A 20414-nucleotide genomic window follows, 5' to 3' on the forward strand; every position below is an offset into this window, starting at 1 on the left:
TAAAACAAAAAAACGAAAACCCCAAAAGCCTGTGGTCCTTTTCTCAGCTCATGTGAAATCGCAATCAATGAGCAGAATAAACAAAGCTAAGTCTTGCAGTAAGAAGAGGTATTAATGGGTAAGTTAGATTTTAAAGGCCTAAATGAGTATGCGTTGAGTAACATTGATAGCGTATTACATCATTACTTACCTAATGGAAAGCATGAGGGCCATGAATACAAGCCATTAAACCCAAGAAGAGCAGACAAAAAATCTGGTTCATTCAGCATTAATACCAATACAGGTGTTTGGGCTGACTTTGCAGATAGCGAAGCGAAAGGGCAAGACGTTATATCTCTGGTGGCATATGTAACAAACAAGCCTCAAGGCGAAGCATTCAAAGAGCTTAGCGACTTACTCAACTATGGTAATAGGGTTGCACCAAAGACTAACGAAAGCGCTACAAATGCCCGTAGGAATGGCGAAGAGTGGTTACACGTAACGCCTGTGCCACCCGAATTCGTTAAGCGTTGCTTTAAAAAACACCTAAAGCATGGCCTGCCTACTTTTACATGGGAATATAGAGACGAGAACAATCAGCTTATTCTTAAAGTTCTGCGCTTTGATAAACACATCGACGGCAAGAAAGAGAAGGTGTTTGCTCCCTTAGCTCTTTATAGCAACCGTGATACAGGTGTAATTAGGTGGCGCTGGTCTATGCCAAAAGTAAACCGTCCATTGTACGGATTACATGAGCTAGTCAAGCGCCCTAGGGCCACAGTAGTTCTTACAGAGGGAGAAAAGGCCGCTGACGCTGCAAAAGCATTGTTTCCTAGCTGTGTTTGTATGACGTGGCCTAATGGCTCTAAGTCTATCAGTAAGGCAGATTTCACACCGTTGGCTAGGCGCAATGTAATCATATGGCCCGATAATGATAATGCCGGTATTACGTGCACTAAAGAGCTTAAGGACTTACTCACATCACTAGATGCAGCAAGCATTCGAATTATTGATTTAGACAGCTTAGCTAAAACCCCTCTTTCTGAAAGCGAAGGTGCCCCTTTATTTGGTGAAGACTGCACGTGGCCCGATAAAGCAGATGCTGCGGACGCGATTGAGCTAGGTTGGGACGCTGCACACTTAGAAGCGTTAAAGAAAAATGGTGAACTATTCATAAAAGAGGCGGTTACACACGCCCCCAGCGATATTAAGCCTAACGTGCCTCAGGGCTTTAAATTAACGGATAACGGCGTAGAAGCGTTTTACAAGTCTGATGATAAAGGCAATGAGATATACAAGCGAATATGCGCCCCTTTAGAACTGTTAGCCTTAACCCGTGACGCTGGTGGCTCTGGTCAAGATTGGGGGGTACTTGTACGCTTTAAAGACTATGACGGTCAAGAGAAGCGCTTCATATAGAGCCACGCTCGCAAGAGAAAGGAAAACTCATTGATTACCTTAACTGCCCTGACATAACCAATAGAGTAGGGTTAGTTAAGAAATTAGGTTGGCATAAGAATGCTTTCATTTTGCCAGACCAAACGATAGGCGAAACAGAGTCACCGCTTCTCTACGACAATGAAAACGCCCGTGATTGTAAATTAAAGGTCGCTGGCGCTATATCAGATTGGCAACGTGAAATATCGTCATATTGCGAAGGAAACCCCTTACTTACTCTTGCTGTGTCTCTGGCCTTTACTGGCCCCCTAGTTAGCTTGATGGGGCTTTCTGAGAATGTAGGCTTTCACTTCTACGGTGACAGTTCGTTAGGTAAGTCCACGTTAATGAATGTTGCTTGCTCTGTGTATGGCAAGCCTAGTGAATTTAAAGGTTCATGGCGTACCACTGATAACGCTTTAGAAGATACCGCAGCTCTGCACTCAGACATGCTATTGGCGCTCGATGAGCTGAACGAAGCTAACCCCCTTACTATTGAGGGGATCATATACATGGTTGGTAACGGTAAAGGAAAGAACCGCTCTGGCCCTGACTATGCTAAGAAGAAAACACAACGTTGGAACCTGGCGTTCTTATCGAACGGTGAAAAGACTATTGATGACTACTTAGGCAGCATTGGCAAATCGGTTAATGGTGGTGTCCATATGCGTTTTCTTTCTCTGCCAGCTTCACAGCACGAAGACGAAGCACTTAAAAAGCGTAATGGCATATACACAAGCACACATAATTTTATAAACGGGGCCGCATTGTCTGATCACTTGAACAAGGCGTGTGAAAAGTACCACGGTGAACCGTTCTTAGAATTTATCAAGCAATTAACCAGTACAGACTTAGGCGAACTAATCAAAGTGCATCATGCAGAGATTGCAACTTATAGAGAACGGGTGCTTGGTAATGATGCTGGTGGGCAAGCGGTAAGGGCCTTTCAGAAATTTGCGCTGGTGGGTTTAGCTGGTGAGCTTGCTTCAACTTTTGGCATTACTGGATGGAGCGAGGGCCATTCTATTCAATCGGCTATATCGTTGTTCAAAATGTGGGTAGATATTCGTGGTGGTACTGGGAACGTGGAAGAAATACAGCTTCTTAATCACCTGGCGAAGCAAATAAAGCTTTATGGTGAAAAGCACTTTAAAAGGTGGGATAGAAGTGGGGCCAAAGACCCTATGATTATTGATGAGCATGTACCAGCCAAATTGGAAACATGGGGCTATAGAGAGCAAATTACCACTAGACACCCTGATAAAGACGCTACTACAGACCATATGTATTACGTGTACAAAGACATATTTATGGATGTTATGTGTAAAGGCTTTGACGGGAAGAGGGCCGCTCGACTGCTTAGAGATTTAAGCGTTTCTATACTCAGACCGTCAGAGCTAGAACGTAAGAAGCTTAACACCTCTGAAGCTCTACCCAATACTGGTGGTAAGTCTCAACAGGTAATTAAGTTCAAGGCTTCCTCACTCTTTGAGGCTGTAGACAGAATGACTTTAAGCGATAGTGATCAACACGATGCTGAACAAGCTAAGTCAGCCTGATTATGTGTATATATCAATGGATGATGCTTAATATACTAAGCCTGTTTAGATATACAGGTTTAGTATTGTTGCATGTGATTGATGACCTAACCCCACTGCTTAAACTGTTCATTTCTTTCTCTGTAAGCACATATAACGCACCATTTATCTTATTAAATTTGCACTATGCAGTACCTATTTGCACTTTGTTTATAGCCGTTTGCAGTAGTGCAAATGCTAAATATGTATTTATAAACATAGGGTTACAACTCCCGCTTGCACTATTTGCACTATTTGCACTCTATTTTACTAGGTCGGGTGTTATTCCCTTCTACCCTGCTCAACGGGGCATAACGCGCTTTCAGTTGTAAAGACGTTCAAACAGACACCAATCGAGTAAGGTGCGATGGTGTACATCCACTACCATAACCTTTACCAACGAACTCACTTTACTATGATATTTGCCTATGCTTTTTCACGGGTCCTTTTGGAGAGGGGGGGTTATACGGCACACGGGACCGCGTTTCTTTAACAGCTATAGAAATTTTCGAAGGGGGGTTGTATTGTACCAAGGATAAATTCAATTAAATCATTAGTTTAAATGATATGTGAATCCATACTTAGTCTGAAATGTCAGCTGTGGTTCTAATTAACGGTGGCTATATCACCCCATAAGATTGAACGTTTGCACTAAGGTATTGTATACCAAACCTAATTAATAAATATTACCCAAAGGCTAACTGTGTTTTACCTCGTTATTGTTGTTCATACCCAACACGGCAAGACCAAAATACAGTGTGTCGAATCGGGCTTCTCTTCGCGTGAAAGCAAAAGGTTAAGGGGCACGGGGTTAGATAGGTATATTTCGACTGCAAAAAGTGCAAATAGTGCAAATTATAGAAATAACTGTATATTTATCAGCTAAATAAAACGTTTGCACTCTTGGTTGACGCCTAAAATAAAGTGCAAATTTAGAAACGATAGTGCAAATTAACAAGGATCAAAATATGCTTTCGACAATAGGTGTAAAGATATGACTGAGTGGGGCTACGGGTTAGTAGTATTTTTGCATGGGCTTATTGCAGCGTATTTATTTACCTATATCAAAAAAAAGGCTAGTGACCTAGCTACAAAGGAAAACCTAGAGGACTTAAAGTTACAGCTGCACGAGACAACTACAGTGGTGAAAAGTACCGAACAGCACATAATGTCTGACGTATGGGTTGCGCAGAAAAGGTGGGAAATTAAGAAAGAGTTTTACTCTAATGCACTAGCCAACTTCGAAACAATTCTTGATGCGCTCAAAATCGTCGAGAACAGCTTAAAGCCTAGCGAGAGTGATAGGCCGCAACCATCAAAAACACTGGTTAGTGAAAAAGAGAAGATGATCAAGTCTGCCAATGCAATGCTTGAAAATGAAGTAAAAACTATCGGCACCCTGTTTCTTGATAAGGAAGTGCTAAGCGCAATAGACAGGTACCTAAAAGCGGAGGAAAGGAGAAAGGCTAAAATTGATTTGGAGCTTCTTGATCCCGATTGCACAAACCCAAGTGTTGGTGAAGAATACCACAGCTGGTCCTCCTATATATGCCACCAGCTTAACGAATGCATAAAAGCTCATAAGCTGCTAGTAGAATATGCCAGAGAAGACCTACAGGTGATATGGCAAAGTGATTACATGAAGTCCAAAAAATACGACAAACAGGAAACAAATTAATGGAAAAAATACGGGTTACCACGTTTAAAGGTTCCACTGAATCATTTTGCGAAGCATTAGACGAAGCGCAGCTCAAACATAGCAAAGTATTTCATCTATCTGAAAGCGTAATGGCCTCCGGAATAACCATAGAGATAATATTAAAAGGCGGCTTTGGAGCAATAGCTGTGGCTTGTTTGGCGTGGGTTCGTTATAAGAAAAATAGGCGTATCAATATCAGAACGAAAGAAGGTACCAGTGTTTGGCTAGAAGGTTATTCAGCAGAGGACGCGACAAAAATATTGGAGCAAGCAGAAAGTATCGCTGTTATAGAGAAGGGACCGAATGAAAGCTCGAAAGAACTTGAAGAAAAATAATACCGTTTCGCTATATATAGTTAATTTTTTATAACCACCAGCGATACCTCGATTATATGAGGCAAAGCAAGTTAATTGGTGCTACATTTGGTGCTATAAATGGTTAGCAACCTTTAAAATAATTGATTAAATCAATCGGTTAGGTTTATTTTTTAACTTCGGCCCCGGCACCATTTCTTAGTTTCAAATTCCAAACTAGCTTAAATATTCAAGTCGCTATGAATTACTATGGTAAAATCCATAAAAATTTTGGCTAAGACCTACTATCTTGAATTCAGTTATGTCATTGCGTTTAGATGAGTTATCTCGTGCTGAACGTCCCTTTCACGCCCGTGGTAGTAAAGTAATTCGCTGCGATGCGTGTTTGCTTCCAGCGCAAAATTGTATTTGCGAATTTAAACCTGAAGCTGGCACAGACGTGGCGGTTTTGTTTTTAATGTACAAAGGCGAGTACTATAAACCTACCAATACAGGTCGTTTGATAGCGGATGTGGTTAAAGACAACCATGCGTTTTTGTGGAGACGAACCGAACCTGATGAAGCGCTACTGAAACTGTTAAGCGACGATAAATATTTTCCCATTGTGGTATTTCCACACGAATATGCTGCAGTTGAACGTTGTATTGACGCTCCACCATTGAATACCGGCAAAACGTTACTATTTATCTTTTTGGATGGTACGTGGCGTGAAGCTAAAAAAATGTTTTCGAAAAGCCCTTATTTACATTGCTTGCCAGTACTTGGCGTAAGCAGTGAAGTGGCATCGGATTATTTATTGAGAGAATCAACACATGCATTTCAACACTGCACCGCAGAAGTTGGGATAAGTGTCTTGGCGTTGGCTGAACAAAAAAAGGGGGCGGAAACTTTGGCCCACTATTTCAGTGTTTTCAGGCGGGAGTACCTTAAAGGGAAACCCCACTTACAACACAAACTCGCATTTGCAGAAGCGCAGGTTAAAGAAAACGTATAAAAAGCGTCACTTTTATTTGCGAAAGTATTGTTTTACATCCACTATTTTAACTTAACAAAACATGGAGAAAGCGAATGGCATCAGTTACTTTTCAAGGTAATGCAGTTTCAACTATTGGTCAGCTACCAGAAGTTGGCGCGAAAGCACCTGACTTCACTCTAGTGAAAGCAGATTTGGGCGAAGTAACACTGTCTGAGCTTGCGGGGAAAAACATTGTTCTAAATATTTTTCCTTCAATCGATACCGGTACGTGCGCTATGTCGGTTCGTAAATTTAATGAGGAAGCGGCAAAACTAGATAATACCACTGTTATTTGTGTTTCAGCAGATCTACCGTTTGCGGCTGGGCGTTTTTGCGGTGCTGAAGGTATTGAAAACGTACTTACAGGTTCTACATTCCGCTCAACCTTCGGCGATGACTACGGCGTAACGTTTGAGTCAGCGCCGCTTACCGGTCTACTTTCCCGTTCGGTTGTTGTTATTGATACTGAAGGCAAAGTTGTTTACACAGAACAAGTTGCTGAAACAACAGAAGAGCCAAACTACGATGCAGCTATTGCTGCACTAAGCGAATAAAGCACCGCCAAATTAAAAACGGCAGTTGTGATAAGGCACTCAATTAACTGAGTGCCTTTCAGGAGAAATAACATGTCTTCGGTTTTGCTTTCAGTAGCTGAATTAGCAAGTTCAATGCAACAAAAGCCCATTACGCTTTTACGCGCACTCATGGACGATCCCGTTTCGAAAACACCGGATACGCGAAAAGCGATGGTGTTACCCGCATCAGTTGATTTTGATTTAGACAGTGAAGGAAGCGATCACACCACGGGTTTTCCCCACAGCATGCCTTCAGCCGAAGACCTTGCAATTTATTTGGGGAATCAAGGTGTAACGGCCAATACACCAATCGTTGTATACGATACACGAGGTATTTATACCGCTCCTCGAGTGTGGTGGATGCTCAAAGCATTAGGCCATAGTGATGTCTACCTATTAAACGGTGGTCAACCCGCATGGGAAAATGCCGGCTTACCTGTTTCTGAACAACAGCAGTACGGAAAGTTAACGTATCAGGCCACGCCGCGCCCGGGTTGGTTCTCAAACTCTAGCGCTGTTTTGCAGGCGCTAAATACTGATGCGCAGCTTGTGGATGCGCGCAGTAGTGCGCGTTTTAAAGGTGAAATTTCAGAACCGCGCAAGGGGGTAAGAGCAGGGCACATGCCGGGTGCGTTCAATGTTCCTTTCGATACACTACTCAAAAACGGTCATTTTCTGCCCGTAAGCGAACTAGAAAACGTATTTAAGGGGGCTCATATCGATTTGCGAAAACCTATTATATGCACCTGTGGCTCGGGAGTAACGGCCTGTATTATTGGTGTCGCTGCGCTTATGTGCGGCGCAACACAAGTGTCTGTTTACGATGGCTCATGGTCAGAGTGGGGCGCAGGTACACACTATCCTGTGGTAACAGACGAATAAAAAAAGCGCTCACCTTAACAATGCGTATTTCACCGTTAAACATATCGGTTTACAATTACTCACCCATTATTTAAATGCAGAGAAAGATGGACTGACATGCCTGCTGATAATACCTTAACGAACCCTAAAATTGTTGTGCTTACTGGGGCGGGTATCTCTGCCGAATCAGGGCTAAAAACGTTTCGAGATAACGACGGGCTTTGGGAAAACCACCGCGTTGAAGAAGTGGCCACACCTGAAGCCTTTGAACAAAACCCAAGCTTAGTCTATCGCTTTTACAATGCCCGCCGCGCCCAGCTTCAGCAAGATGATGTACAACCCAATGCTGCGCACCAAGCGTTAGCTAAATTGGAACAAGCGTTGGGCGACGATCTCATGGTAGTTACACAAAACGTTGATGACTTGCACGAGCGCGGTGGCAGCAAGTCGGTTTACCATATGCACGGCAAACTTCTGTCGGCCCGCTGCGCCATTTCGCAGCAGTCTTTTGTGTGGCGCGATAGCTTTGATCACACTACAAAGTGCCCTTGTTGTCATCGAGTAACATTGCGACCCGATATTGTGTGGTTTGGTGAAATGCCCCTGTATATGGACGAGATATACACGGCGTTAGCCCAAGCTGACATTTTTATTGCTATTGGTACATCGGGCAACGTGTATCCGGCTGCAGGTTTTGTTCAGATCGCGAAAGAGTCGGGTGCATACACGATTGAAGCAAACCTAGCGCCGGGCGCAACCAATGCGTTATTTGACCAATCGTTAACAGGGCCGGCTTCTCAAATAGTACCTGAATGGGTAAATGAACTACTATCAAATTATGCGCTGTAGGGGGCGCAACGCATGCAGTATATGAATGAATTTCTCACCATCGCACTAGTACACCTTGTTGCTGTTGCAAGTCCAGGGCCCGACTTTGCCGTTGTGGTGCGCAATAGTGTTGCTTACGGTCGTCGCACCGCCATGTTTACTAGCGTGGGAATTGGTTTAGCCATTTTACTTCACGTTGCTTATTCGCTTGTTGGGTTAAGCGTGGTTATTGCTACTACCCCATGGCTATTTACAACGTTTAGCTATGCCGCCGCCGCCTATTTACTTTACCTTGCGTTCGGTGCGCTAAGAAGTGGCCCGGTGAAGCAAAACGAGGTAGTGAACTCAGAAAGCAAAACATCGCAAATTTCAGTGAAACGTGCGGTGTGGATGGGCTTTCTCACTAATGGGCTTAACCCGAAGGCAACGCTTTTCTTCCTGTCTCTTTTTACCGCTATTATCAGCATTGAAACCCCATTTAGCGTTAAGCTTGGTTATGGCATTTATTTAGCGATTGCTACTGGGCTTTGGTTTTGCTTTCTTTCTTATTTACTTAGCACTAGCAAGGTTGCCGAGCTTATTGGTAAAAAAGGTTACTGGTTAGACCGAGCTATGGGCGTACTTTTAGTAGGGTTAGCAGCAAAACTAGTATTAGGTTAACTTTTGTTTACCATACAAACAGGCATTTGTTTTTGTGAATTGGTATAATACCGCCGATTTCCCAAAAATATATGAGAGTTGTGTGAGAGACGTAAATCCTGACCGCCTGAACAGTACGTTAGCTAAACAGTATGTATTTGATATTAAAGGGCTATTGCGCCGTGCTGCGGGTTTAACCAAAGCTAACTTTTCTTCGTTATTACAAGGCAGCGTTGTTCTGTTCTTAACCTTCGTTGTGTTAGGGGTTTTTGCGCAGCAGTACATTACGATAAACGACGACGGAACATACGTTTTTGAACACCAGTCTATCATTGAAATTGTCGCTATCTGTATAGTCGCGCCCTTGCTGACAGGCCTGTATATGATGGGGGTCTTCGTTGCCCGTGGTGTCAAAACATCGGTGTTTACGGTATTTCAGTTTTTTCCGCTTTTATTGCTGTTAGCTCTCACTCAACTCGTTAATAGCATACTGGTACAACTTGGTGTGGTGCTGCTTATTCTGCCTGGCGTTTACTTTTATCTCGCCTCGTCTTTTTCGCTGATGTTAGTTGCCGATAGGAAGCTAACACCGATTAGCGCCATCATTCTCTCTTGCCGCGTGTTTAATGCTTATTGGGCACAAATAGCCAGCATATTTGGGGTGTTCTTTTTACTGTTTGCGACAGTGCCGTTAACCTTCGGTTTCTCGCTTATTTGGGTACTTCCCTTTTATTTTAGTACAATGGGTTTGCTTTATCAGGAACTAATAGGCGAACAAGGAGTGGGCACGGAAGCATCTGAAAATGATGTAAATGAGTCGAGCTTTGATGCATAAACGTGAAACATTCAAAATTGTTCTTATAACGCTAGGGGTGCTGGCGGTCATTGTTATTAACGCCATTATCTTTACCGAAGACGAACCTGATATTTTAGCAATACCCCAAACGACAAAGGCGACAAAGCCAGTTCCAGATTTCTCTGTTTACACCAATGTCAAAGAGAAAAAGGAAGCGTTTTTTGATTATCTACGCCCCGAAGTAGAAAAGCAAAATGCCTATCTCTTAACCCTTAGGCACTATGTGCAAACACTTTATAGAAAGGCATTGGCAGATGAGCCTTTAACTGAAGAAGATGTTGCAAGACTTGAGTGGCTTGAAGAAGAATATCGAGTAAAAGCAACTCAGCCCCTTAAAACCAAGTTGTTAGCGCTACTGCAAAAAATTGATGTATTGCCAGCAGAATTAGTACTAGTTCAGGCGGCGAACGAGTCTGCGTGGGGTACGAGCCGGTTTGCCAGAAAAGGGTACAATTTCTTTGGATTGTGGTGCTTCTCAAAAGGGTGTGGTTTTGTGCCAAGCCGACGAAACGACGGCGCTTCTCACGAAGTGGCTAAATTCGACAGCTTGTCGAGAGCGACCTATACCTACATGCGAAATTTAAACAGACACGACGCCTATGCCGATTTAAGAGAAATTCGCAGTCGATTAAGGGCGAACCAAATACCTATTACTGGAGTGGCATTGGCGGAAGGGCTAATGAACTACTCAGAGCGCGGAGCCGCTTATGTGGAAGAGCTTCAAACAATGATTCGATTTAACGAGGAGTTTTTATCCGAATGAAACGCGCTGCCTTATTTTTAGCTTCATCCCTACTTGTCGGTTTTGGCATCTCACCGGTAGCTGCAGAAACGATTGACGTTGAGTACAGTCGTTTCTATAGCCATGTTAAAAAACTGGATAACGAAGATACACAAGCGCTTCAATTTGCGTTTGGTTTTGTACGCGTAGGCGAAGGGCGCCTCTGTGAAGTTAATGGCGCAGCTATAGTGACTGATAAGAAAACGATGGCACTTACTGTAAGTGAAGAAGGGCGCTTTACCGTTCCCACCGAAAAAGCCCTGAAGCTAGCCAACGCACTGGTGCGCATTGATTTAGGCGAACGAGCCAATGTGTGCGATATGTCGGTTCAACTTGAAACAAAACCGGAATACCTAAAGCAATATTATACAAAAGATGACCTTACGTTTTTGTACGGGCAATACGAAGCTTTCTTTAATGAAATGGGGAGTTTTTTGTCTTTCATGATGCCTTCTGTAAAAGGCTTAATGATTCAATTTGACGATAAGAATTTAGATTTTATTACCCCGCAAGGTGTACAGATAAATAATGGCGTATTGCACCTTGAACAAGAGTGGATTGATGGCGCAAAAGGATTGACTTTGCCTCATGCGCCCCTTCGTGTTACGGCTATGGCGTCAAGCTAGTTATTACGTAAGTAACTGATACCTAATCTGTTCGGCTAAACGCGCGATGGTCTCTTCTCCCTTCGCGCACAGCTCTTCAGCTCTGTGAAACTCCATAATACCCACGTCTGTCAACTGAGGTTCAATTAAGATATCCGGCGGATCGCCAGCCAGACGAGAGCGTGTAACGCGCGCCTGCAGGATCTCTAATGAACTGCTCATCACGCTCATTATGCCCGGTGGGTTGCGCTTGTTTACCTTGACAGGAACTTCGGTAAACTCTTCTTCTACTTTATCGATAACATCTGCGGCAATACCTTCTTCGGTTTTAACGTTTTTGGCTGCATCGGCGTTAGGCTCTTCTTTATCCTCGATACTTTTATCATCTTGTTTACTGTCGGGGGAAAACCATTGACGCAATACGTTTTGGCTTTTGGTAAAAAAGTCTTCGGTCTTACGCTGATTTTCTTCGTGATCCTGTCTTAACTTTTCAAGGCGAAGAGGCCTAAAGTCGGCATTTAGGTTAACCGCGATGACAAAATCTGCGCCTAATTGACGGCACAAATTGACAGGAACAGGATTTACGACCGCACCGTCGACTAACCAACGGTCTCCATGAGCTACGGGCGCAAAGAGGGCAGGAATAGCGCAAGATGCTTGAATGGTATCGCCAATAGGACCTGAGTTAAACACCACTTCACGACCTGTGTATAAGTCAGTAGCCACGGTCGCAAAAGGTTTAATCATATCTTCATAGCTAGATTCACAAAACTCGCTAGCAAGCTTGTCAAAAACCTTTTGTCCGCTAGCTATGCCACCACGCCTAAGCCCAACTCCCATAAGAGCAAGCACTTGCCAGTCGCTTAATGAACACGCCCACTCTTTTAAGCCTTCCAGCTTGCCACTTGCATAGGCAGCACCAACATAAGCGCCAATGGAGCAGCCGGCAACAACGTCTATTTTAACGCCCAGCTTTTCTAAGGCTTGAATGATACCTATATGGGTCCAGCCTCGTGCTGCACCAGCGCCTAACGCAAGTCCTATTTTCATCTATTTAGGTTCCACAATGTTTACCACTTCAATCGCGCTTTCTTCGGTTGCTAAAGCAGCGTTGCTGTTCGTGGTAAAAGAAGGTTGATCAAATCCAATGTCGCCATCTTCAACGGGGCCATCTTGGGTGGTAATACCTTTAAAATCGTACAAGTTGTTATCTACTAAGTGAGATGGCGCTACATTTTGAAGAGCGCTAAACATTGACTCTATTCGGCCCGGAAAGCGTTTGTTCCAGTCTTGAAGCATGGCTTTAATATTTTGTCTCTGTAAATTCTCTTGGGAACCGCATAGGTTGCAAGGAATAATAGGAAACTCTACGGCTTGTGAATATTTTACGATGTCTTTTTCTGTACAGTAGGCGAGCGGACGAATAACGATATGCTCGCCATTATCGCTGACTAGTTTTGGCGGCATGGACTTCAGCTTTCCGCCGTGAAACATATTTAGGAAAAAGGTTTCCAACATATCGTCACGGTGGTGACCAAGGGCTATTTTTGTTGCGCCGAGTTCTTTTGCGGTGCGATATAAAATACCGCGGCGCAGTCTTGAACAAAGTGAACAGGTGGTTTTACCTTCAGGAATTTTATCTTTAACAATAGAGTAGGTGTCTTCTTCTACAATTTTGTAATCAACACCAATACGCTCTAGATATTCAGGCAATACATGCTCAGGGAACCCTGGTTGCTTCTGGTCAAGGTTTACCGCAACTATGTCGAAGTGAATAGGCGCAATCTTCTTTAAAAACAATAAAATGTCCAGCATGGTGTAACTATCTTTACCGCCAGATAAACACACCATGACTTTGTCATTGTTTTCAATCATACCGAAATCGCCTATGGCTTTACCCACATTGCGGCGAAGGCGCTTCTGAAGTTTGTTGAAGTTGTACTTTTGCTTACTTTGCGCTGCGTTTAGTACCGACGCATCAGCACTGCTTGTGCCTAAACTCATAATTAACTAGCTTGGTTCGTGATAAAGCAAGCATTATACAATAAAGGGCCTTTTCTAGACCATGCCTGTATTCTTAAATTTACGCATAAAAGGTTGCTCGTAAGGTTAATGGCATCACACACTTAACGGCGACTCGAATCCGTCTGGCTTGATAGCCAATACGTCACAATTTAGCTCATCAATAACATGCTCCGCCGTGTTCCCAATAAGCGCGGCAGAAAGACCAACACGGCCTACAGTGCCTATAATGACGAGTTCGGCGTCTAATGTCTTTGCCACTTGTGGAATGACTTTTTCAGGTAGCCCTTCTCTGACAACACATTTTTCATCTGCAATGCCGTACTTTAACGCATGGCTTTTCATTTCTTTCTTATGATGATTTTTTACCGCGTCATGATAGGTATCAGGGTCAAATTCGGGCACCTCGATAGCAATATTAAGTGGCGTAGAAGGGAAGCTATTGACTAAATTAACCTTACCTTTTAGCAAGGCCGCATAATCATTGGCGATAACGGTAATCTTGTCGTTAAGCGCAGCATGTTCTTCGTCTTCACTGCCGACGTTTACAGCGGCAATGATCTCGCCGCCTTCTGGCCAATCATGCTCTTTAACTAATAAAACGGGGCGCGGACACTTACGCATTAAATGCCAATCGGTAGGTGTAAAAATAACGGAAGCCAGGTCGTCATGCTTTTTAGTGGCTTTTACAACAAGGTCAATTTGATTCTTAAGTGTGTAATAGATAATCGATTCGTAGGCACGATTGTTCCATTCAACCACGATGTCAGTTTCACCGAAGCCTTGTTCTTTAAGCTGCCCAGAGAGCCATTTAGCATGCTCATTGGTAACAGCATCTCGCATGGCTTCTCGCTCATCTGGACTTAACATAGTGGTCATATCATAAGACAAGTCGTAAACCACCATAATCGCAGTTACAGAGGCCCCGGTCTTTGATGCTAATTCATAAGCGCGACTTAACGCGGGCTGGTTATCTCGCTCGGCATCGACTACCGCAAGGATTCGTTTACACTCAATCATAACTCCCCCTAATACGAAGTTTGGTCGTGGCTGTGTGAACGGTAACGTTCAACAGTAACTTGTACTAACTATAAACGACAATGTGGAAAACGTAAGTTGTTTTAGATCAAGTATTTTATATTGCAAGGCAAGCAACAATGTATAGCGTCATTGCCAATAATGGGAAAAAAGGGTTATGGGAGTAGGAGTATAAAGCGCGCTGAATGCGCGCTTTTAGGAAGATAACCCCATTTAACCGAGTTAGACCACATTAGCCGTTACACACTATACTCGGGCCGTTAAGCACTTCTAGCTTGGTATTAAGGCGTTCAAAGTCCACAATCGTAATAAGTTTACCTTCAACTTTAATAATATCTTCTTTTTGGAAACGACTTAATAAGCGACTGATGGTCTCTATCGTTAAGCCAAGATAGTTACCTATCTCGTTACGCGTCATCGTAAGGTGAAATTCTCTGTGTGAAAAACCGCGTTCTTCAAAACGCTGAGATAAATGAGAGATAAAATACAAAAGGCGTTCTTCAGCCGTGCGTTTGTTGAGAAGCATTATCAAATCGTGATCATGTTTAATCTCTGCACTCATAAAGCTCATAATTTGATGGCGTAATTTAGGAAGCTGCATCGACATTTCGTCAAGCGTTTCGTAGGGCAACTCGCACACCATGGCGGTTTCTAGAGCCATTGTGTAACTTTGGTGCTTGTTTTCTCGAAGGGCATCAAAGCCAATGATGTCACCGGGAAAGTGAAACCCCGTTATTTGCTCTTCACCTTCAGAGTTAGTCACAAACGATTTAAATGACCCGGTTCTTACTGCATATAACGACTCAAACTTATCGCCGGTTTGAACAAGGGTATCACCTTTATGAAGGGGCTTTTTGCGCTCTATGATATCGTCGAGAGACTCTATTTCTGTCTTATTCAATGCAACAGGTAAACAGAGGTGACTGAAACTACAGTTCTGACAATGTATTGAAAATTCGCTTCCTTTGCTCATAAGACTGACTCTCTTAATGTACACATGATTATAGTACACGCATTTTCACATGAATGCGCCATAAATTAGATAAGTGGCATATATGGCCATTATCACAGCTATGACTTGTCTCACATAGCTGTGCTGAAAGCTTTGAACAAGATACTGGCTACCGGCACTTGCGGCTAACAGTGTGGGTAACGTTCCCAAACCGAAGAAAAACATAATGCCAGCGCCTTGCAATGCATTACCCGCTGCCAGAGACCAGGTTAGCGTTGAATAGACCAATCCACATGGTAGCCAGCCCCATATAAAGCCGTAGGGAACCGCGCTTAACGGCGTTTTGAAAGGAAGAAATCGTTTTGATAAAGGCTGAAGCTTTGCAAACAGGCCTTTGCCCGCGTTTTCTAAGACCGATAAACCCGTCCACCATTTCCCTAAGTAACAAGCGAGTAAAAGCAACATGATGCCGCTTAGAAGAGAGAGGGCATAATTAGCAAGCGGTACGAAGTCAGCAGCTATTTTTCCAAGCGCACCGGTAATGGCCCCTGCTAGTGTATAGCTAGTAATGCGTCCCATGTTGTAGGCGAGGGTGTAGGGCAATGCCGATGCCCCCTTTGGCGATACCATTCTAAGCGCTGCAACAATACCGCCGCACATGCCTACACAATGTACGCCTCCTGCTAAACCTATAAGAAAGGCAGAAAAGTAATTAATCCCGTCCATTATCTTCTTGGCTTTTTGCTGCCTTATCTTCTTGTATTTGTTTGCGCTGTTCGGCCAGTTTTTTCTCTTCTGGCGATAAGTCATCGTCAAAAAGAATGCTATAGCCTTGGCGGTCTAAATCCTCGAACTGATTGGTTTTTACCGCCCAAAAGAAAATGACAATAGCGACTGCCACAATAATGATGGCGATAGGAATTAATACGTAAATAATACTCATGCTATTTGCTCAAAAGTCGCGTTGAGTTTGTAACTACAATGATACTGCTTAATGACATACCCACAACCGCCATCCATGGAGAAAGTAAACCAGACACGGCGAAAGGCAATATTAAAAGGTTGTATCCCACAGCCCAGCCGATGTTTTGTCTTATTTTCTGTTTCACTTGATGTGAGGTTTTAATTAGCGCTGGTACAGATAACAGTTGATCGCCCAGCAATATAACGTCAGCAGCCGTTTTGGCAACGTCCGTTGCGTTACCCACTGCAATGGCAACATCTGCACTGGCAAGTACAGGTGCATCGTTAATGCCGTCGCCCATCATCATTACTTTGGCTCCCCCTTGCTGCATTTGCTGAACCGCTTCGTATTTTTGTTCAGGTGTTAAGCCGCCTTTCGCCGTTTTTATGGGCAAAGGCGCGGTTAGCGTATCAACGTTTTGTTGGGTGTCACCACTTAATACCGCAAGGGTATGGCTTTGCGACAAGATATCTAGAGTTTCATGGGTATCGTCACGAAGGGTGTCACGTACTTCAAAAGCAGCAATGATTTGCCCTTTTACTGTTAAAAATACATTGGCTGATGGGTAAGTATCTGATGATGGTAAGTTAGCCAGGCTAAATGCGGCAGAGCCCATTGAAAAATGTGTATCATTGATTACACCGCTAATGCCACCCCCAGGCGTTACGGAAAAATTATCCACCTTGTGTGATACCTTACCGTTAAAGGCCTTCGCGATTGGGTGTTCGGAACGAGCTTCAAGCGCGCAGGCTATCGCCATAGCGCTTTCGCTATCAATTCCGTCAGCAAACCACGCATTGGAAATCGTGAACTTGCCTTGAGTCAGGGTGCCGGTTTTATCCAATGCTATGGTGTCGATATTAGTGATCTGCTCGAGGGCGTCGGCGCGTTTTAGCAAAATGCCTTGGCGGTTTAATTTCGCCATAGCGCAGGTTAGCGCTGAAGGCGTGGCTAAACCTAACGCGCAAGGACAGGTTGCTACCAGCACAGATATAGTGATCCAAAAGGCATCGTCACTGCCGTTTACGTACCAAAACCCGTAAGTTAACGCTGAGATAACCAGTACGGCGCTCACGAAATAACGGGAAAAGTTATCGGCTAATTGTGCCGCTTTAGGCTTACTCGCCATAGCGCTTGCCTGAAGGCGGACAATTTGATTTACCAACGCATTTTTAAGTGTCTGAGTAACTTTTACCGTTAATGTGCCGTCCTGACAAACAGTACCGCCATAAACGGTGCTATTGGCTGACTTTCGCACCGGATTGAATTCGCCGGTAAGCATCGACTCGTCAACGGCAGCGCTCCCTTGTGTTACCAAACCGTCTATGGGAATGGTTTCCCCTGGCTTAACCAGCACAATGTCATCTATTTTTAACTGCTTTGCTAAACATTCTGTTACGCTGTCGTTAGCTTCTAGCTTAGTGGCAGACACAGGCACGTATTGCATCATATTGGCGGATATTTGCGCAGCACGTTGACGGCTGCGATGCTCTAAAAAGCGACTGAGTAGCAACAAAAAGATGAACATACAGATCGATTCGAAATACACTTCACCTTGCTCTAGTACCGTAGAGCGAATTCCCGCAATATAGGTGCCGAAAATAGCCAGTGAGACCGGCACATCCATATTAACTGTTCTTGCACTTAGGGCTTTTGCTGCGCCTACATAAAACGTACTGCCTGAATAAAGCACTACAGGGGTGGTAAGTGTCAGGGCTACCCAGTAGAAATACTGACGAGTTTCAAGTTCTATAGCCCCGAACCAGTCGAAATAAAGCCCGGTCATTAGCATCATCACCTGCATAGTCATGATGCCGGCAAGCCCCAGTTTTTTTAAAAATGTTTTTTGTTCTCGCTTATAGCTGGCTTCGTGTTCATCGGGGTGGAAAGGCGAGCCAACGTAGCCGATTCGTTTGAGCGTAGAAAGAATTTGGCTAAGTTTGATTTGAAATGGAGACCAAGTAACCAGTGCGCGGCGCTCTTGTACGTTGACCGCCACTTGCTTTATGCCTTCTACCTTAGACAGCTGCTTTTCAATAAGCCAGCCACAAGCAGCACACGTAATACCCTCAAGGGTCAGTTGAATTTGTTTATCTTGACCTTCCTCGAACACAAATTCTTCTTGCAGTGACGGGTCGTCATAAACTTTTAATTTATCGAGGGTCTCAAGAATCCCATCGTCAGATTTTTGCGCAGGCTCAGTTCTGAATTGATAGTAGTCTTCAAGCCCGTTGTCTACGATTGCTTCGGCAACAGCTAAGCAGCCTGGGCAGCACATATCGCGCTGCTGACCTAGAATAACTGTATTAAACTTTCCTTCCTCGTGACTCGCAATGGGCAGGCCACAGTGATAACAGTCGTGCGTGGCCATTATGGATTGAATTTCATTTTGCCAGCGTGGGGAAGGTAGAGGATATTTTGAATTTTCCAGCTATCGTCAATAGGCGTAAGTGAGACCCGCCACTTGCCGTCGAGGCTTTCTTCAACATACCCTCGGTAGATACCACTAGCATCGCGGCTAAGTAGTACGCTGACATCACGCTCTTCAAGCGTTACATGATAGAAGTTAAGTTTCACCGCATTGCCGTCTTGTGGAATGCCAGAGTGAAACTCAAGGGCAATACTTCCATCTTTAATGGTCAAGTCGGTAGTGATATTCATGCGACGGGCTATGGCTTCTTTATCCAAGCGCGCATTAATCGCTTTCCCTTCTTTGTAGTAATCGTCGACCACTAAACTATCTTCAGTGGAAATGGCTAGGTTTAACAGTACACCACCCATAATAAGGGTAATGATAGGGACGGCAATTAAAAACCAGGGCCAAAACTCTTTATACCAGGGTCTATTCATTCAACTTTTCTCGTGGTTACTACGCTAACAACATAGGTATTAATACTGCTTAAACAGAACTCAGTTAAAGCAATAACCATAACTATGGCGTTGGATATAGGCATTTATACTATTTACGTTAGTTAAAATAGGATGTGTGCTACGTGCTGCTAAGCGACAAATACGCGTTTTATAACGTTGTAGCGTACGCAAATTATATGTCTGTATTTTCTCATAAAAAAAGCCCCGTAGTAACGAGGCTTTTTGAGATATTTAATGATTTAAATCATTAATCATTTGAAAGGCTGTAAACGTATGCCGCAACTACGTGAATTTTATCATCACCCAAGGTTTTCTTGAATGAAGGCATTACACCGTTACGACCATAAGTTAGTGTTTCAGTGACCGCTCTGTGGCTGCCGCCGTATAGCCAGATATTGTCAGTAAGGTTTGGTGCACCTAGTGCCTGATTACCTTTACCGTCCATACCGTGACATGCCGCACATGCTGCGAAACGCGCTTTACCCGCTTCAGCAAGCTGTGGGTCTACATCGCGACCGCTTAAGCTAAGTACATAGTTAACGACTTCTTCGATACCGTCTTCACCCATAGCATCAAGCCATGCAGGCATTGCTGCTTGACGACCAAGCGTAAGGGTTTCTACGATTTTCGCACCTGAACCACCGTACAACCAGTCGTTGTCCGTTAGGTTAGGGAAGCCGCCATTCTGACCACGTGCATCTGAACCGTGACACTGAGAGCAGTTTTGTAGGAATAAACGCTGACCTACTTTATTTGCTTCTGGGTCTTTAGCCAGTTCTTCAACAGGAACTTGCGCGTAGGCTTCGAAGATCGGGTCGAACTTCTCAGCAGCGAAATCAAGTTCACGGTCATACTCCACTAGGTAGCCTTGCTCTTTTGCGTCAATACGCGCCTGAACTGACTCTTCTAGCGACTGAATATTTTGGTTAGAACTCTTCCAACCCAAAATACCTTCATATGCACCTAGGCCAGGATAAAGCGCTAGATATAAAAAGCCCCAAACGATGGTCATGTAGAACATAATTGTCCACCAGCGAGGAAGTTGATTATTCAACTCCTCAATACCATCGAATTTGTGGCCCATTGACTCACCTTCAGGTACACCGGTCTTGTTCGCAAGGGTCCAGCGTAGAAGGAAGTAGCAACCAATGATTAACCCTAGGGTTATCACTGAAATCCAAATTGTCCAAAACATACTCATGAGTTCGAGACTCCTGCTAATCTTCTTTTGATTTTTCTTTTTCTTCGTCTGCAAACGGTAAGTTTGCTGCTTCGTCGAATTTCTTCTTGTTGCGGCCGCTAAACGCCCACCACACAACACCGATGAAGCTTACAAAGACGATGACAGTAAAAATGCTGCCTACAATTCCTTGATCCATATTATTTCAAATGTGTGCCAAG

The 20414-nt window shown here is 43.9% G+C and carries 22 protein-coding genes; 12 read left to right on the forward strand and 10 right to left on the reverse strand.

Annotation, left to right across the window (positions count from 1 at the left end):
• Positions 1 to 114: 114 nt before the first annotated feature.
• From ACX5J7_RS10140 to ACX5J7_RS10195, 12 genes are all read left to right on the forward strand, one after another.
• A complete protein-coding gene (locus ACX5J7_RS10140) occupies positions 115 to 1398 on the forward strand; it encodes a DUF6371 domain-containing protein (protein ID WP_498707068.1) in 1284 nt (427 codons plus the stop codon).
• Positions 1395 to 2975, forward strand: coding sequence for a DUF927 domain-containing protein (locus ACX5J7_RS10145; protein WP_498707078.1), 1581 nt, complete (start codon positions 1395 to 1397; stop codon positions 2973 to 2975). Before ACX5J7_RS10140 ends, ACX5J7_RS10145 begins: the two co-directional genes overlap by 4 nt.
• A 1012-nt stretch (positions 2976 to 3987) precedes the next feature.
• Entirely contained in the window at positions 3988 to 4671 is a 684-nt protein-coding gene (locus tag ACX5J7_RS10150) for a hypothetical protein (RefSeq protein WP_498707070.1), read from the forward strand.
• Positions 4671 to 5027: a hypothetical protein gene (locus tag ACX5J7_RS10155; RefSeq protein WP_498707072.1), complete on the forward strand. Its 357-nt coding sequence runs from the start codon at positions 4671 to 4673 to the stop codon at positions 5025 to 5027. Before ACX5J7_RS10150 ends, ACX5J7_RS10155 begins: the two co-directional genes overlap by 1 nt.
• Before the next feature lie 280 nt (positions 5028 to 5307).
• Complete coding sequence (locus ACX5J7_RS10160) at positions 5308 to 6000, forward strand: tRNA-uridine aminocarboxypropyltransferase (RefSeq protein ID WP_012518567.1); 693 nt, start codon at positions 5308 to 5310, stop codon at positions 5998 to 6000.
• Positions 6001 to 6074: 74 nt separating this feature from the next.
• Positions 6075 to 6575 carry a thiol peroxidase gene (tpx, locus tag ACX5J7_RS10165; RefSeq protein ID WP_012518566.1) on the forward strand — a complete coding sequence of 167 codons (501 nt, stop codon included), beginning with the start codon at positions 6075 to 6077 and terminating at the stop codon, positions 6573 to 6575.
• Positions 6576 to 6647: 72 nt separating this feature from the next.
• Positions 6648 to 7478, forward strand: coding sequence for a sulfurtransferase (locus ACX5J7_RS10170; RefSeq protein WP_024016348.1), 831 nt, complete (start codon positions 6648 to 6650; stop codon positions 7476 to 7478).
• 54 nt (positions 7479 to 7532) lie between these two features.
• Entirely contained in the window at positions 7533 to 8306 is a 774-nt protein-coding gene (cobB, locus tag ACX5J7_RS10175) for a Sir2 family NAD+-dependent deacetylase (protein ID WP_257720488.1), read from the forward strand.
• Positions 8307 to 8318: 12 nt separating this feature from the next.
• On the forward strand, positions 8319 to 8945 hold the full coding sequence (locus ACX5J7_RS10180; RefSeq protein WP_012518563.1) for a LysE family translocator: 627 nt from the start codon (positions 8319 to 8321) through the stop codon (positions 8943 to 8945).
• An 82-nt stretch (positions 8946 to 9027) separates the two neighbouring features.
• On the forward strand, positions 9028 to 9759 hold the full coding sequence (locus ACX5J7_RS10185) for a hypothetical protein (protein ID WP_023559722.1): 732 nt from the start codon (positions 9028 to 9030) through the stop codon (positions 9757 to 9759).
• Positions 9752 to 10543 carry a glucosaminidase domain-containing protein gene (locus ACX5J7_RS10190; protein ID WP_041912893.1) on the forward strand — a complete coding sequence of 264 codons (792 nt, stop codon included), beginning with the start codon at positions 9752 to 9754 and terminating at the stop codon, positions 10541 to 10543. Before ACX5J7_RS10185 ends, ACX5J7_RS10190 begins: the two co-directional genes overlap by 8 nt.
• On the forward strand, positions 10540 to 11187 hold the full coding sequence (locus ACX5J7_RS10195) for a DUF2987 domain-containing protein (protein WP_015067295.1): 648 nt from the start codon (positions 10540 to 10542) through the stop codon (positions 11185 to 11187). Before ACX5J7_RS10190 ends, ACX5J7_RS10195 begins: the two co-directional genes overlap by 4 nt.
• Positions 11188 to 11190: 3 nt before the next feature.
• On the opposite strand, the gene ACX5J7_RS10200 is transcribed toward ACX5J7_RS10195, so the two are convergent.
• From ACX5J7_RS10200 to ACX5J7_RS10245, 10 genes are all read right to left on the reverse strand, one after another.
• On the reverse strand, positions 11191 to 12216 hold the full coding sequence (locus ACX5J7_RS10200) for a patatin-like phospholipase family protein (protein ID WP_278384996.1): 1026 nt from the start codon (positions 12214 to 12216) through the stop codon (positions 11191 to 11193).
• Positions 12217 to 13170: a tRNA 2-thiocytidine(32) synthetase TtcA gene (gene ttcA, locus ACX5J7_RS10205; protein WP_012518557.1), complete on the reverse strand. Its 954-nt coding sequence runs from the start codon at positions 13168 to 13170 to the stop codon at positions 12217 to 12219.
• A 114-nt stretch (positions 13171 to 13284) separates the two neighbouring features.
• On the reverse strand, positions 13285 to 14208 hold the full coding sequence (uspE, locus tag ACX5J7_RS10210; RefSeq protein WP_012518556.1) for a universal stress protein UspE: 924 nt from the start codon (positions 14206 to 14208) through the stop codon (positions 13285 to 13287).
• Positions 14209 to 14458: 250 nt separating this feature from the next.
• Positions 14459 to 15199 (reverse strand): fumarate/nitrate reduction transcriptional regulator Fnr, encoded by a 741-nt coding sequence (gene fnr, locus ACX5J7_RS10215; protein WP_278384993.1) that lies wholly within the window; start codon positions 15197 to 15199, stop codon positions 14459 to 14461.
• A gap of 45 nt (positions 15200 to 15244) precedes the next feature.
• Complete coding sequence (locus ACX5J7_RS10220) at positions 15245 to 15904, reverse strand: sulfite exporter TauE/SafE family protein (RefSeq protein WP_278384991.1); 660 nt, start codon at positions 15902 to 15904, stop codon at positions 15245 to 15247.
• Positions 15891 to 16121, reverse strand: a complete 231-nt coding sequence (gene ccoS, locus ACX5J7_RS10225; protein WP_012518553.1) for a cbb3-type cytochrome oxidase assembly protein CcoS — start codon at positions 16119 to 16121, stop codon at positions 15891 to 15893. Before ccoS ends, ACX5J7_RS10220 begins: the two co-directional genes overlap by 14 nt.
• A gap of 1 nt (position 16122) precedes the next feature.
• A complete protein-coding gene (locus ACX5J7_RS10230; RefSeq protein WP_474115598.1) occupies positions 16123 to 18513 on the reverse strand; it encodes a heavy metal translocating P-type ATPase in 2391 nt (796 codons plus the stop codon).
• The gene (locus tag ACX5J7_RS10235; RefSeq protein WP_015067290.1) at positions 18513 to 18992 is read right to left on the reverse strand and encodes a FixH family protein; all 480 of its coding nucleotides are present in this window, start codon (positions 18990 to 18992) and stop codon (positions 18513 to 18515) included. The genes ACX5J7_RS10230 and ACX5J7_RS10235 overlap by 1 nt, the downstream gene beginning before the upstream one ends.
• 268 nt (positions 18993 to 19260) lie before the next feature.
• A complete protein-coding gene (ccoP, locus tag ACX5J7_RS10240; protein WP_015067289.1) occupies positions 19261 to 20214 on the reverse strand; it encodes a cytochrome-c oxidase, cbb3-type subunit III in 954 nt (317 codons plus the stop codon).
• A 16-nt stretch (positions 20215 to 20230) separates the two neighbouring features.
• Positions 20231 to 20392 (reverse strand): cbb3-type cytochrome oxidase subunit 3, encoded by a 162-nt coding sequence (locus tag ACX5J7_RS10245; protein WP_012518547.1) that lies wholly within the window; start codon positions 20390 to 20392, stop codon positions 20231 to 20233.
• Positions 20393 to 20414: the final 22 nt, after the last annotated feature.

The organism is Alteromonas infernus, from assembly GCF_902705815.1.